Source organism: Belnapia mucosa (genome assembly GCF_016775475.1).
GTDB classification, from domain to species: domain Bacteria; phylum Pseudomonadota; class Alphaproteobacteria; order Acetobacterales; family Acetobacteraceae; genus Belnapia; species Belnapia mucosa.
Genome location: NZ_JAEUXJ010000006.1, coordinates 221,482 through 235,003 on the forward strand (window position 1 = coordinate 221,482; position 13,522 = coordinate 235,003).

Annotated in this window: 12 protein-coding genes; 1 reads left to right on the forward strand and 11 read right to left on the reverse strand. The window is 71.1% G+C overall.

The window, feature by feature from the left end; genetic code table 11:
• The first annotated feature begins 56 nt into the window (after positions 1-56).
• Positions 57-2,111, forward strand: a complete 2,055-nt coding sequence (locus JMJ55_RS16325) for a serine/threonine-protein kinase (protein WP_202826643.1) — start codon at positions 57-59, stop codon at positions 2,109-2,111.
• Here the strand turns inward: JMJ55_RS16325 and JMJ55_RS16330 are convergent, their stop codons facing one another.
• The 11 genes from JMJ55_RS16330 to tssA form a co-directional block, all read right to left on the reverse strand.
• Positions 2,112-3,041, reverse strand: coding sequence for a hypothetical protein (locus JMJ55_RS16330; RefSeq protein WP_202826644.1), 930 nt, complete (start codon positions 3,039-3,041; stop codon positions 2,112-2,114). It abuts the gene before it with no gap.
• 7 nt (positions 3,042-3,048) lie between these two features.
• Positions 3,049-3,729, reverse strand: coding sequence for an OmpA family protein (locus JMJ55_RS16335; RefSeq protein WP_202826645.1), 681 nt, complete (start codon positions 3,727-3,729; stop codon positions 3,049-3,051).
• Positions 3,730-3,768: 39 nt separating this feature from the next.
• The gene (locus tag JMJ55_RS16340) at positions 3,769-4,344 is read right to left on the reverse strand and encodes an OmpA family protein (RefSeq protein WP_236033763.1); all 576 of its coding nucleotides are present in this window, start codon (positions 4,342-4,344) and stop codon (positions 3,769-3,771) included.
• 133 nt (positions 4,345-4,477) lie between these two features.
• A complete protein-coding gene (gene tssG / locus JMJ55_RS16345; protein WP_202826646.1) occupies positions 4,478-5,479 on the reverse strand; it encodes a type VI secretion system baseplate subunit TssG in 1,002 nt (333 codons plus the stop codon).
• Positions 5,476-7,299 carry a type VI secretion system baseplate subunit TssF gene (gene tssF / locus JMJ55_RS16350; protein WP_202826647.1) on the reverse strand — a complete coding sequence of 608 codons (1,824 nt, stop codon included), beginning with the start codon at positions 7,297-7,299 and terminating at the stop codon, positions 5,476-5,478. The genes tssG and tssF overlap by 4 nt, the downstream gene beginning before the upstream one ends.
• Before the next feature lie 3 nt (positions 7,300-7,302).
• Positions 7,303-7,803, reverse strand: coding sequence for a type VI secretion system baseplate subunit TssE (tssE, locus tag JMJ55_RS16355; RefSeq protein ID WP_202826648.1), 501 nt, complete (start codon positions 7,801-7,803; stop codon positions 7,303-7,305).
• A complete protein-coding gene (locus tag JMJ55_RS16360; RefSeq protein WP_202826649.1) occupies positions 7,800-8,603 on the reverse strand; it encodes a type VI secretion system accessory protein TagJ in 804 nt (267 codons plus the stop codon). The genes tssE and JMJ55_RS16360 overlap by 4 nt, the downstream gene beginning before the upstream one ends.
• Positions 8,600-10,174, reverse strand: coding sequence for a type VI secretion system contractile sheath large subunit (gene tssC / locus JMJ55_RS16365; protein WP_202826650.1), 1,575 nt, complete (start codon positions 10,172-10,174; stop codon positions 8,600-8,602). Before tssC (JMJ55_RS16365) ends, JMJ55_RS16360 begins: the two co-directional genes overlap by 4 nt.
• A 12-nt stretch (positions 10,175-10,186) precedes the next feature.
• On the reverse strand, positions 10,187-11,680 hold the full coding sequence (tssC, locus tag JMJ55_RS16370) for a type VI secretion system contractile sheath large subunit (RefSeq protein WP_202826651.1): 1,494 nt from the start codon (positions 11,678-11,680) through the stop codon (positions 10,187-10,189).
• A 3-nt stretch (positions 11,681-11,683) separates the two neighbouring features.
• Entirely contained in the window at positions 11,684-12,193 is a 510-nt protein-coding gene (gene tssB / locus JMJ55_RS16375; protein ID WP_202826652.1) for a type VI secretion system contractile sheath small subunit, read from the reverse strand.
• Between the two features lie 122 nt (positions 12,194-12,315).
• Positions 12,316-13,452 (reverse strand): type VI secretion system protein TssA, encoded by a 1,137-nt coding sequence (tssA, locus tag JMJ55_RS16380; protein ID WP_202826653.1) that lies wholly within the window; start codon positions 13,450-13,452, stop codon positions 12,316-12,318.
• Positions 13,453-13,522: the final 70 nt, after the last annotated feature.

The window sequence follows — 13,522 nt, forward strand, 5'->3', positions numbered from 1 at the left end:
CCCGCCCGGCAGCCTATGGCCGGGCCGCCATGGGAAGCGTCGGGGTTGCTGCGCGGATGATTCCAGACGAGATCGCCGGGAAATACGAGCTGCGCGGCACCCTTGGCAGCGGCGCCATGGGCACGGTCTATGACGCGCTCGACCGGCATATCGAGCGCCGCGTGGCCATCAAGGTCGTGAAGCGCCCGCCGCCTGGCGATCCGGAAGGCGAGGAGGCCCATGGTCGGTTCCGGCGCGAGGCCCAGGCCGCTGGTCGCCTGTCCCATCCCAATATCGTCGGCGTCTATGACTATGGCGAGAATGCCGACACCGCCTGGATCGTCATGGAACTGGTCGAGGGCGGCTCGCTGAAGGACCGGCTCGACCGGAAGGAGCGCTTCCCGGTCCCGGAGATCGTCCGGGTAATGGATCAGGTCCTCGCGGCCCTGGCCTATTCGCATGGCCGCGGCGTGGTCCATCGCGACATCAAGCCGGGCAACATCATGCTCGCCGCCGACGGCACGGTGAAGATGGCCGATTTCGGCATCGCCCGGCTCGAGAACTCCTCCATGACCCAGATCGGCACGGTCATGGGCACGCCGAGCTACATGGCGCCCGAGCAGCTTCGCGGCGAGACGGTGGATGCGCGCGCGGATATCTGGGCGGCCGGCGTGATGCTTTACCAGCTCCTGACTGGCGAGAAGCCCTTCGAGGGTGGCTTCTCGGCGGTGATGCACAAGGCGCTGCATACCGATCCGCCGCCGCCCTCGCAGCTTTCGGTCACCGCGCCGCGCGCCTTCGATGCGGTGATCAGCCGCGCCCTGGCGAAGCGGCCGGAGGACCGCTACCCGACCGCCGCCGCCTTTGCCGAGGCGATCCGCGCGGCGGCCGCGGCACCGGTGGCCGAGGCTCCGGCCAGCGGCTTCGCTGGTGCAGGACGGCTGCCGGGGCTGGATACGGATGCGACGCTGGTCGGCAGCCCGGCCCCCGCCGCAGCTCCGCCCCGTCCAGCCGCGCCACCGCCCGCGCCGACGACGACAGGACGCAAAGCCCCGATCGGGCTGATCCTCGGTGGCGTTGGTGCGGTCGTGGCGGCGGGCATCGCCGCCTTCGTCCTGCTCGGCACTGGCGGTGATGGCAAGCAGGCCGAGCAGCAGCGGCTCGAGCAGCTCCGTATGGCCGCTGAGCGCGAGGCGGCCGAGCGGCAACGCGCGGCGGAAGCGGCGCAGGCGCCGACCCAGCCCACCACGCCGCAGCAGACCACGCCGCCGGCCCCGACCGGTCCCTCCCAGGCCGAGCTGGAGCTGGAGCGCCGTTTGCGGGATGAGGAAGCGCGCCGTGCGGAAGCGGCGCGCCAGCAGCAGGCCGCCGACGCAGCACGGCAACAGCAGCAGGCAGCAGAGGCTGCACGCCAGCAGCACGAGGCCGCGCGGCAGCAGCAGGCGGCCGAGGAGGCACGCCGCCGGGCCGAGCAGTTGCAGGCCGATCTCGCTGCGGCCGGCGCCGCCCTGGCCGCGACGCCATGCAGCCTGCTCTCGGTGAATGCCACGCCGACCAGCCTGACCATCACCGGCCTGGTCCGCCGCTCGGACGAGGCGGCCCTGCGCCGGCAGACCGCGGCCCTTGGCCTGCCGCCGGATTCGGTGCGGCTGCAATTCCGCAGCTTCGACGGCCCCTACTGCGCCGCGCTCGATCTGGTGAAGCCCTATGCCGCCGGGCCGGAGGCACCGCCCCAGGCCAGCATCATCGGCACCACCCCGCTGGCCAAGGGCGAGCTGCTGCGGATGGCCGTCTCGACCCCGCCATGGCCGAGCCAGCTTTATGTCAGCTACCTGATGCAATCGGGTGAGGTGGCGCACCTGGTGCCCTCGCGGCCCGAGGCGGCGAATGCCAAGGTACGGCTCGGCGATCCCGCGCCCAGCTTCGCCGGCTGGGAAGTGGACGAGCCCTATGGCACCGATCTCGTGCTCGTCTTCACCTCGGACCGGACGATCTTCACCCAGCGCCGGCCGCAGGTTGAGAAGTCGGAAGACTACCTGCGCGCCCTGTCCGGCGCGCTGAAGGCGGCGCAGGCTGGGGGCGGCCGCGTCGCGGTCCAGGCCGTGGTGGTGGAAACGGTGCCGCGCCGCTGATCAGGGCAGCGCCAGACCGGCCTGCATGAGGCCGCGCAGCCGCTCCACCACCGCAGGCGGCAGGCCGACCTGGTCCGGCGAGAAGAAGCGCGGATCGGGCGTGAAGAGCAGATAGGCCATGGCCTCATTGGCCAGGAGATCCTCATTGGTCGGATCATAGCCTTCGCGGGTGAGGAAGCTGCGGAAGCCGTCCCGCTCCGCCTCGGAGAACCCCTCGCGCCAGACCTGCCGCACATGCTCGGCGAAGCCAGGCAGGGTGAAGTAATGCCCATGGCCGATCTCGTGTCGCAGCACCGAGGCCCGCATCGCCGCATCCATCTGCGGCCCCGGCGCCGCGGCGGAAATCAGGGCCAGCGGACCGGCACCCGCCTCGGCGCTGGCCAGGGCCAGCTGGTCCCGCACCCATAGTTCCGCCTCGTTCAGCGGCACCCGGTCGCGCTCGGCCAGGGCGAAGAAGCGGGCGAGATCCGCTGCGCGGTAGTCATGGCCGAGATACCAGGTCGCCGGGGTATCGCCGCTCCGGGCGATCGCGGCCTCCAGCTCGGCCGGGTCGAGCAGCCGGTCACGCGGCAGGCCGGCCTTCTCCACCAGCGCCGCGACGCGGTTCAGTGCTGCCGCTTGCAGGTTGAGATCGGGGAAGAGCAGCAGGAAGACCCGGGGATTCTCCGCCAGGCGCACCAGGGCTGGACGCTCTGGCAGGAGAGCGGCCAGATCCGCCTCCGCCACGAGCGGAATGGCGGCCCGCGGCGCCGGGGCCGGGGCGGCGACCGGTGGCGGTGCCGGCGGCGGGGTCGGGCCGGTCCAGTACCAGGTCAGACCAGCCACGGCACCGATACCCAGCAGGACCGCCAGGGCGCGCGGCAAGGCTGGCCGCGGCCGCGACGGCGCCTCCGGCTTCAGCCGCAGCGTATCGTCATCGGCCGGCCCCATGGGCGGCTCAGTTGCCGATATTGACCACCTGGACGCGGCGGTTCCGGGACTCGTTCACCTGGGGCGGGGTCTGCACCAGCAGTTGGGAGGAGCCGAAGCCGACGGCGACAAGCCGCCCGGCATCCACGCCATAGACGCGCGAGAGATAGTCCTTCACCGCGGCGGCACGCCTTTCGGACAAAGCCTGGTTGACCGCCGCATCGCCCACCGTGTCGGTATGGCCCTCGATGCGGAAGCGGTAGGGCGCCAGCTCGGGCGAGGCCAGGGCCTGGCCCAGCGGCGCCAGGGCCCGCTCGGCCTCCGGCGTAAGGGTGGCGGAGCCGCTGGCAAAGGTCACGGTGATGGAGACGGAGGGCGCATCCGCCGTGGTCTCACGGGGTGCCGCCGGGCGGGCCGCGGTGGGGCGGCCAGCGGCGGTCTGGGTCGGGGCAGCCGTCGGAGCAGGGGTGGCCGGGGCGGGGGCGCGGGCGGCAGCCGGCGCGCTCCAGACCGGCGCCGGGGCCACGACCTGGGTCGGCGCCGGAGAATCGCCGGGGATGCGGATGCCGCGGGTGCCGGAGCCGGCCGAAGGCTTGAGACGGTCGATGAGGGATTGCGCGGCGAGATCGCTCTGCGCCGTGGCGATGGTTGGCAGGGCGAACGCGGCCAGTAGCGCCGCGGTGCCAGCCAGCAGGGTCAAGCGGGCCATGGCAGGGTGTCCTTGGGAGAGAAGAAGGCAGGCATGCGGTCAGCTGCCCAGGTTGATGACCTGGACGCGGCGGTTCCGCGCCTCGGCTGTGTCGTCGGGTGTTGCGACCAGGAGCTGGCCTTCGCCCATGCCCACGGCCTCGAGCCGGCTGGGGTCGATCCCATGACGGTTGGCCAGGTAGTCGCGCACCGCCATGGCGCGGCGCTCCGACAGGGCCTGGTTCAGGCTCTGGCTGCCGACGGTATCGGTATGACCCTCGATCCGGAACCGGTAGGGGGCGAGCTGCTGGGAGGAGAGCGCCCGGCCGAGCGAGTCCAGGCTCTGCTCGGCCGCCGGTGTAAGGCTGGCGGAGCCGCTCGCAAACAGCACGCGCAGCGACGCCGCCGGCATGCCAGGGGGCGCGGTGGTGCCGGCGGCGGCCCGTGCCGGCTGCTCGGGCGCCGGGGCGGCCGGCGCCTGGCCCGGCATGCGGATGCCGCGGGTCGTCGGCTGCAACTGCTCGATCAGGTCCTGCATGCTCGGGTTGGTAGCCGGCGCAAACTGGGCGTCGGCCCGCGGCGGGGCCAGCAGGGAGATGGCCCCGACCAGCGCCAAGGTCCGTAACGCCATCGACATGATACGCTCCTCCTCAGAGGACATCGACTATAGCGAACGAACTCGCTACGCACATGTCCAGAAATGCATTATCCGCCTGGGTTGCAACCACCAAAGCGCAGATCTGTCGCAAATTCTGAGCCGATGCAGTTTTTCAACGAGACGTGACCGTGCTTCCATCGAAATGAGGTTCGGCCCCGTCCCGGCGGCGCGGCCGGGGCGCGGTGAGCCAGGTGCTCCAGCCGAGCCGCCCGCGACCGAGCGCCAGCGGCGGGATTTCGCCCGCCGCCAGCACGGGGTTGATGGCGAAGCCGGTATCGAGCCCGGCGAAAAGCCGGGCCAGGGACAGAATCCGGTCATGCCGCGGCGTACCGGGCAGAAGGGATTCGAAACCCTCGCGGCCCAGCGGGCCGAGGCGGATGACGAAGCGCGCCTGACTGTCCCAGGTCTCCGTCCCAGCCACCGCGCCGCCACCCAGCACCGCATGCTGGCCGCCAAGGCCGCGCCCGCGACCGCCGCGCGGCTCGCCGCCCGCCAGCCGGGTCCGCTCCTCGGGCGGCAGCCTGATCCAACCTCCGGTGAATTCCTGGATCTCGACCCGAACGCCCGTCTCCTCCTCCAGCATGGCCTGGAGCCGCGCGGCCGAGCGGCTGCGCGAGGCGAGGTTGCCGGCATGGTAGAGCAGCCGCTCCATCGGCAGGCCGATCCGGTCGGCCAGATGCGGCGTCGCCAGGCCGATCAGCGCCGCGAGGGCGGCCTCGGCCGGCCGCGGATCGCGGGTGGGGCGGTATTTGTCGCCCGCCTTCACATAGAGGCCGGTGAAGCGGCTGGCGCCGAGATCGAGGAAGGCGTGCAGCGCCCGCGACTGCTTCCGCTGCTCGGCCCCGACCAGCGCCGTGAAATGCCGTGGCAGCACGCCGCCGGCGCCGACCAAGCCGAAGGTCGGCGCTGCCAGCACCGCGGAGTCGCCGCGAAGCGCCGCGACCTCGCCCATCGGATAGCCGAGCCGCAGCACCGTGCGGTAGCGCAGCGCCAGCACATCCCCGGCCGGGGCGAGGAGATGCGCCGCCTGGTCGAGGGTGAAGCGCGTCGCCTCCCGCGCCAGCCGCTCCCGCGGGGGGCCGGGGAGGGGACGGATGGCCGTGATGGCGGTCACAGCAGGGCCCGGGTGCCGCTGCGCGCCGGCCAGCGCGCCGCATAGCCGCTGCGGCCGCGCAGGGCGACCGATGTGCGGACGAAGGCATTGACCGAGACCTGGAGGGCCAGGAAGCGCTCCAGCACCGCGGCCATCAGGTAGAGGCCGCCGCCCTGCCAGCGCTGCGCATCATAGGTGAGGGTCACGTCCAGTCCCCGCACCAGCGCTCCGGGCCGCCCGCCCGGCAGGCGGGCCACGCCGGGCTTGGCATCCACCGCCAGCAGCGCCGCCAGCGAGGCGCGGCTCTCCGGGCTGTCCCGCAGATCGTGCAGCCGCAGCACCTCGCGCAGCGCCAGTGCCCCAGCTTCCCCGCCGCTGACCGAGAGGTGGTTCAGCGCCAGATGTGAGACCAGCTTCCAGGCCCCCCGCTCGCGCAGATTGGGCCGCAGGGTGGGGGTCGGGGGTGTCAGCGCCTCGGCGAAGGCGACCGAAGAGGCGCCGGCGGCGATGCGGAGCTGCGGCTGGCCGCCGCCGAAGGGCAGCATGCTCGGCAGGTCGCGGTTGCAGCAGAGCGCCTCCACCGTCAGCACGCCATCGGCCGGGCGGCTCGGGTCGAAGGCAGCGTCGCGCAGGCTGAGCAGCGTCTCCGTCCCGCCCAGCGCCGGCGGAGCGGAGCGGCGGCTGGCGATGTAATGCGCTTCCGACGCCTCGCCCTCCGCCTCGGCCCGGCCGAGGCGGTGGAAGGGCAGCACGAATCGGCGGGAGCCATCGGCGCGGCTCTCCCGCACCTGCTCCACGGCATAGATCTCGAGCGCGGTTGGGCGGCGGGCATCCGGGACCACCAGCCATTCGGACTGGGTGCCATCGAGCGCGATCGGCTCGCAGCGCTGCGGGAAGAGGTTGACCGCCGGGCTGCAGCCAAGGGCGAAATTCTCGGCGTTGAGGGTCCGCTCCAGCTCCGGCATGGAGCGGGAGAGGTAGAGGAAGACCTCCAGCCGGTCGCCCTTCTGAACCAGGCTGCGGGCATCGAGCCCATCGATATCGAGGAAGAGGAATTTCTCCGGGAAGGCGAAGGATTCCGTCAGCAGCCGATGCCCGCCGAAGGCCCGGCGCGGCCAGGGCAGGGCGGCTTCCTCCGCCTCGAACCCGGCCGGCTGCAGGGCGCCGGCGCCGAGGATGGTCGGGCGAGGATCGGCCGGGCCATCGGCCAGCGCGATGGACAGCGTCGCGGTGCAGAGCAGCTCATGCAGCTGCGCCGCGACCTGGCCGATGCCGCGGAGATGCAGCCGCAGCCGGTCGAGCCCAAGCTCCGCAATCGGCAGGTCCGGCGCGGCGGTGCGGAGGGTGAGGCGCAGGCAGGCCACCGCCCCGGCGGCGCGCGGATTCGGCGGCGCGGCCAGCGGCAGGCCGGTCAGCCGCGCCGCCTCGATCACCAGCGGCCAGAGCGTCACGTCATGGCAGGTGCGGAAGCGCACCGGCTCCCCACGCACCGGCTCGGTCTCCACCGCCAGGCCGCGCGGCACCCGGACCGGCGCCCGGCTTTCGGCCGGCGCGCCGAGCCGCAGCATGGTCATGGAGGGGATCGGCGCCAGGAGATGCGGCGAGAGCATCTCCAGCAGCGCATCGGAGATCTCCGGCAGCTCGTCGTCCAGCCGGTGCTGCACCCGGGCGGCGAGGAAGGCGATGCCCTCCAGCAGGCGCGCGACGAAAGGGTCGTCCACCGTTTCGGCCGAGAGGCGGAGGCGCCCGGCGACCTTGGGGAAGGCCTCCGCGAATTCGCCGGCATCCTTGCGGATCGCGGCCAGCTCGCGGTTGAAATAGGGCAGCAGGGTTTCGGACATCGCCTAGTTCTCCCGCACCGCGACATCAAGGGTGACGGGGCGGAGATGGGTCTCGAAGCTGATCTGCTCCGGCACCGGGTCGCTGCGCAGCACCGCCTCCACCCGCAGCCGCAGCGTGCGGTCGAGGGTATCGGCGCGCTCGCGCGAGGCCTTGGCGAGCGTCACCCGCACATTCATCAGCCGCGGCTCGAAGCGGCGCACGGTGGCCTCCACCTCGGCGGCCAGGGCCTCGCGCCGCTCATCCTCGGTGAAGCTGCCGGCGGTCGGGTCGGGGATGCCATAGCCGAGCGGCGAGAGCGGCAGGGCGGCGAGGCCCGCCGGCAGCGGCACCCGCCGCCGCCGCGCATTCAGCAGGCTTTCCAGGTCGCGCCGCACTGCTTGGCGCAGCGTTTCCACCGCATAATGCGGGGTGATGGGTGGATCCACCGGCGCTGCCGGGTCGGCATCCAGCAGCCGGTCCAGCAGGGGCAGCCGGATGCGCCCGCCGCGCGGCTGGTCGCTCATGCGAAGGTCAGGCTGCCCGCCTCGGCCAGCGGCAGGGCGTCCTCCCCGGCCAGGAAGACGCGCTGGCCGAGGCCGCGCACCGGGCCCTCGCCGGCATCGGGCCAATCCGTCTCCCGCCCGAGCTTAAGGGCAGCCGGCGTCGCCGGATCGGTCCAGAGATAGATGGCGGGGACGAAGACCAGGCCTTCGGTGCCGTCCTTCAGGGTGAGGTTGGTGCGGCGCCAGAAAAGGTCGCGCGGCCGCCGCGCCGCTTCGAAGACCAGGCTCTGCAGCCGCTCGATCGGCACCCACATATAGTCGCCGCCGGCGGTCAGCACTTCGAGATGCGGGCTGAACAGGTCATCCGCGTCGCGGAAATCATCGAAAGCGGTGACGGTCCCGCCGGGCGCCTTGGCCTCACCGGGGGCCCGGGGGCGGAGCTCCTCGGCCTCGGCGGCGGCGGCGGCGGCATTGGCGGTCTCGCCGAGGCGCAGCAGGGTCAGCGCCCGCATCGCCGCGGTCTGCGCCGGCGTCGCCTCATCGCCCTGGAATTTCGGCAGCCGGCCTTCGCCGAAGACCTGGCGGCGCACGACCTCGGCGCGCAGCAGGCGGCGGAATTCGAGCACCGCCGGGGAGGGCTCCTCGGCAATGACGCTGTCGAGGGTGCGGTCGGCCCGCTCCACCTCACCGGAGAAGAGCAGCATCTCCGTCAGCAGCCAGCGCGCCCCGGCATCGCGCGGCGCGGCTTTCACCCCCGCCGTCGCGGCGGCGATGGCCGCGGGCAGGTCTCCCTTCTGGAATGCGTCACCGATCGTGGTCATGCGGCGGCCCTCGGCGCGGAAAGATCCGTGACCAGCCGGAAGGCAGCGCCCACCTCATCCAGCTGGAAATGCGGTTGCATCAGGATGGTGCAGCCATAGACCCCGGGCTGGCCCGGCTTCTCCCGCACCTCGACCTTGGAACTGCGCAGCGGCTGGCGTGCGCCGCTCTCGCCGATGGCGCCGCTGGTGGCGCTGGTGAACTGCATCAGCCAGCCCTGCAGGCGGCGCTCGATATCCTGCGGCGTCTTGAAGCTGCCGACCATGTCGCGGCCCATCATCTTCACGCAATGGGCGAAGCGGCTGACGCAGAGTACGGCATTGAACTGGGCCGAGAGGCGCTGGTTGGCATTGGCTGCGTCCCCGGTCATGCGCGGCGGCCGGTGGAAGCTGGGCGCCGCGGCGAAGACGGCTTCCGGCAGGCCTTCCAGCCCGATCAGCGGCAGCAGCCCGGCTTCGACAACCTGCCGTTCCTGGTCATCGGTCAGCGCCACCTCGACCGGCGGCCGCGCCGGCGGGCCGGGTGGGTCGGAGGCGAAGCGTTCCAGCGGCAGCCCGTCCACCACGCCACCGGAGGCGACGGGGCTGACCATGGCGCCGCGGATATCGGCAGGCCAGCCATAGCTGGCGAAGGCGCGCATCGCCACCGCCGCCATGGGATAGATGGCGTTCATCCAGGCCCGCGCCCCGGCCTGACCGGGATCGGGGCGGTAGCGGAAGCGGTCCGGCCGCGTGCCGTCATCCGGCCAGGGTGGCCGGGCAAGCACCCGCGGCAGCAGCACGGCGAGGAAGCGGGTATCCTCCCGCTCCTGCAAGCCGCGCCAGCGGCGGCGGTCGGGGCCGCGGATCGGCTCGGTCGGGTCGATTGCCGGCCCCAGCTCGTGCCAGGAATCGAGGCCGAGCAGCGCCGGATGCGCGGCGACGACCGTCGGCGCGAAGGCGGCTGCGGCGACGCCGGCCAGGGCATCGAGGCCCGCGACATCGTCGGTATTGCTGCCGGGGCCGGGAAAGGGGCGCAGCTCCCAATCGCCGCAGAGCAGGCCATAGGGCTCGCCGCCCGGCGTGCCGAATTCCTCCTCATAGACTTTCTTGAAGAGCTGGCTCTGGTCGAATTCGATGGCGCGTTCGAAGTCGCGGCAGAGCTCCGCCCAGCGGAGGTTCAGCAGCTTGACCTTGCAGCTGCGGCCGGCAGGCAGGCGGCCCGTGAGCCAGTGCAGGCCGCGCCAGGAGCCCTCCAGCCGGCGCAGGCGGTCCTGCCGCAGCACGGCATCCAGTTGTTCAGAAACCATGCGGTCGGTGGTGGCGAGGTCGCGGTCCACCGCTTCTTCGAGCCGCTGGATCGCCTCCGCCCGGCCGCGGGCGGTGCCGTCATGGGCCAGCAGCGCGGCCAGTTCCGCGGCGCCGAACCACATGCGCAGCGCTGTGGCAGGACCCTCGACCAGGAAGCTGGCCACCGCATCGATGGAGGCAGCGGCGGACCGGCCGAGGAACTGCCCGGCCAGCACCGCCTGCCGGAGGGCAGGCGGCGTGGTCGTGCCAGGGTCGGCTGGGGCCGTGGCCGGCGATCCGTCCATGGCCCTGCCGGATCAGGACTTCTGCGGAATCCGCGCGACCATCCGCATGGAGGTCGAGAGCTCCTCCATCTGCAGCCAGGGCTGCAGATAGGCGACCGCGTTGTAGGAGCCGGGGCGGCCCGGAATCTCCTTCACCTCGACCTTGGCATCCCGCAGCGGATAACGCGCCTTCGTCTCCGGCCCCGCACTCGGGTTGCCGTTGACGTAGTTGTTGATCCAGCGGTTCAGCCAGGCCTCGCAATCCGAGGCCTCCATGAAGGAGCCGATCTTGTCCCGCGCCATGACCTTGAGGAAGTGCGCGAAGCGGCTGGTCGCCATCAGATAGGGCAGGCGGGCCGAGATGGCGGCGTTGGAGGTCGCTTCCGGCCGGTCATACTTCTTCGGCTTCTGCGTGCTCTGCGCCCCGAAGAACACCGCGTAATCGGTGTTGCGATAGTGGCAGAGCGGCAGGAAGCCGAGCGAGGAGAGCTCTGCCTCGCGCCGGTCGGTGATGCCGATCTCGGTCGGGCACTGCGCGTCCATGTCGCCGTCATCGGAGGTGAAGACATGGGTCGGCAGGTTCTGCACCTTGCCGCCGCCCTCGGCGCCGCGGATGGCGACGCAGAAGCTGGTCTGGGCGAAGGTGTCGGTCAGCCGCTGCGCCATGGCATAGGCGGCGTTCATCCAGCAGTAGCTGTTGTGGTCCATCGCCTTGGCATTGCCGGCGGCGTCGAAAGGCGCCTCCTCATAGCCGAATTCCTCGACCGGCACGGTGTTCTTGCCATAGGGGAGGCGGGCGATGACGCGCGGCATGACCAGGGTGACGAAGCGGCTGTCCTCCGTCTCCCGGTAGGAGCGCCACTTGGTGTATTCGGCCGTCTCGAAGATCTTGGTCAGGTCGCGCGGCTTCGACAGCTCCCGCCAGTCGGAGAAGCCGAACATGCCGGCGCCGACGCCCGAGATGAAGGGCGCGAAGGCGCTGGCCGCGACATTGGAGGCAAGGCGCAGAGTCTCGATGTCGTCCGGATGGTTGGTCCATTCATAGTCGCCGACGAGAGCGCCATAGGGCTCGCCACCCGGCGTGCCGAACTCGTTCTCGTAGATCTTCTTGAACATCTGGCTCTGGTCGAACTCGACCGCGCGCTGCAGGTCGCGCGAGAGCTCGCGCTTGCTGCATTGCAGCATCCGGAGCTTCAGTGAGCTGCCGGTCTCGGAATTCATGACCAGGTAGTGCAGCCCGCGCCAGGAGCCTTCCAGCTTCAGGAAACGCTCGTTGTGCATCACGGCGTTCAGCTGGGTGCTGATCTTGGCGTCCAGCTCCGCGATCGCCCGGTCGAAGGTCTGGGTCAGGTTGCGGCTATAGGTGACGGTGCCCTTCAGCGCTTCCTCGGTCAGGGCCTTGATCAGGTCCTGAGCGCGGTCGCGCTCGGTCTGCTTGGTCGCGCCGAGCACCTGGTCGAGGAGGCCGAGGCCGGCCTCCTCGGTGACGGTCGTGGCGCCTGCCGCTGCGGTTTGCGTCTCGCTCATGGCTCAGCCCCCCTGCTTGTCGAGACCGAGCTGCGACGACAGCGCCGCCAGCTTGTCCTTGTCCTGCAGGACCTCCTCGAGGAGGCCTTCCAGCTCCTCGGAGCGGTCCACCTTGCTCATCAAGTCGCGCAGCTTGGCGCGGGTATCGAGCAGCGCCTTGAGCGCCGGCACCTGCTCCGCGACCTTGGCCGGCTCGAAATCCTCGATCGAGCGGAACTTCAGGTTCACCGCCATCTGGCTGCCATCGCCGGTCAGCGTGTTGTCCACCTTGATGTTCAGCCCGGGCTGGATGCGCGCCATGACATCGTTGAAATTGTCACGGTCGATCTGGACGAATTTCCGCTCCGCGAGCGGCTTCAGCGGCTCGGAGGGATCGCCGGCGAAGTCGCCCATCACCCCGACGACGAAGGGCAGCTCGCGCTCGATTGCGGCGCCCTCGGTCTCGACCTCGTAGGTGATATGGACACGAGGCTTGCGGACCCGAGCCAGCTTCTGATGGACGCTGCCGCTCATCCCTGTTTCTCCCAAAACGCACGCGCAACGGTTTCGCCGGACAACCTACACGATACAAGGCGCGGGGAATTCCCGTCAACGAAACCCTTGCCGAATGGTCAACCCCTTATGTCTCGTTTGTCTCACTCGGGCTCGTTCACCTTGATGCCGAGCATGGTCAGCATCGCCTGCCGTGCGCCGCTATCCGGCAGCACTTCGGCCAGCAGGTCGGGCAGCGGCATCCTTGCCCGGCGAACGGCATCGGCCAGGGTATAAGCCAGGGGCGAATGCGGCTCGGTCTTACGGAAGAACTCCGCCAACTCCTCGATCTGACGGATCGCATCCTCCCGCGTCCTCAGCGCCCGCGGCGCCGCCAGCATGCCAGTCATGGCCGGTCCCCCCTCCGCCACCGCCAGGTCCTCCTGTGCCGCTACCGCCTCGGCCGCCGCTTCGCCGGACGGGGCGGCCTCGGCGACCGGTCCGATCAGGCGGGTCGCAATCTCCACCATGCGTACCAGCGCCTCCGACACCCGGCGCGTATTGGGGGCAAGGTCGCCGAAGCGGGCATCCATCTGGGTGCCGAGCGTCGCCCAGCTTCGCTGCGCCTGCATCGCCAGCTGGGCGGTGCGGCGGAGGGTGGCGGCATCGACCCGCGCCTCGTTCTCCAGCGCCTTCATCTCCGGCACGCCGGCCTCGTAGCGGGACTTCCGCCGCTTCCGGTTGTCCCCCTCATCGGGGATGGCGTCCGTATCCTCGGCGATCTTCCACAAGTGCAGGCCGACCGCCCGGCCATCGGGCCGTCGGAACATCGCCAGCCGCCGCAGCGGCTGCATCAGCGTGCCGTCCACGCCATCGCCCGAGAGACCGCCGAGCGGCGCCGCCCTGACATCCATCCCGTCCTCATCCGGCTGCGGGAAGCCGGGCTCCCAGTAGCGCTCCAGCAGACCGGTCAGCAGCTCGCTGCCGGCGATCAGCCCGGGCAGCCCGTCCAGCCGGACCAGCGCCTCCAGCAGCCAGGCAGCGATCTCGAAATCCTTGCTGCGCTCGCCGATGCATTGCAGCCCGACCCGCTTCACCTCGCGCCAGCTTTGCGGCACGGCGGGATCGGCCTCCTCGGAGGTTTCGAGCGCCCGCTCCTCCGCTCGCGCCTCGGCCCGCGCGTCGCGTAGCTTTTGGTAAAGCGAGGTCGGCGAATAGTCGGTCCGGAGGTCGGTCCCGGCGCCGCCCTCGCCATCCAAAGGCGCGAGCAGGGCCTCGATATCGAACAGGCTTTCCGACATGAAGGCTGCAATCTCCCGCGGTTTGGCCCCCTGCCAACCGCATTACAACTGCGACGCTATCATGCTGGAC

What these genes read in the sequence shown, in the direction of transcription:
- tssF (WP_202826647.1), bottom strand. Translation starts at nt 7,299, where the DNA reads ATGTCCGAAACCCTGCTGCCCTATTTCAACCGCGAGCTGGCCGCGATC.
- JMJ55_RS16335 (WP_202826645.1), bottom strand. Translation starts at nt 3,729, where the DNA reads ATGGCCCGCTTGACCCTGCTGGCTGGCACCGCGGCGCTACTGGCCGCG.
- tssB (WP_202826652.1), bottom strand. Translation starts at nt 12,193, where the DNA reads ATGAGCGGCAGCGTCCATCAGAAGCTGGCTCGGGTCCGCAAGCCTCGT.
- JMJ55_RS16340 (WP_236033763.1), bottom strand. Translation starts at nt 4,344, where the DNA reads ATGTCGATGGCGTTACGGACCTTGGCGCTGGTCGGGGCCATCTCCCTG.
- tssC (WP_202826651.1), bottom strand. Translation starts at nt 11,680, where the DNA reads ATGAGCGAGACGCAAACCGCAGCGGCAGGCGCCACGACCGTCACCGAG.
- tssC (WP_202826650.1), bottom strand. Translation starts at nt 10,174, where the DNA reads ATGGACGGATCGCCGGCCACGGCCCCAGCCGACCCTGGCACGACCACG.
- JMJ55_RS16325 (WP_202826643.1), top strand. Translation starts at nt 57, where the DNA reads ATGATTCCAGACGAGATCGCCGGGAAATACGAGCTGCGCGGCACCCTT.
- JMJ55_RS16360 (WP_202826649.1), bottom strand. Translation starts at nt 8,603, where the DNA reads ATGACCACGATCGGTGACGCATTCCAGAAGGGAGACCTGCCCGCGGCC.
- tssE (WP_202826648.1), bottom strand. Translation starts at nt 7,803, where the DNA reads ATGAGCGACCAGCCGCGCGGCGGGCGCATCCGGCTGCCCCTGCTGGAC.
- JMJ55_RS16330 (WP_202826644.1), bottom strand. Translation starts at nt 3,041, where the DNA reads ATGGGGCCGGCCGATGACGATACGCTGCGGCTGAAGCCGGAGGCGCCG.
- tssA (WP_202826653.1), bottom strand. Translation starts at nt 13,452, where the DNA reads ATGTCGGAAAGCCTGTTCGATATCGAGGCCCTGCTCGCGCCTTTGGAT.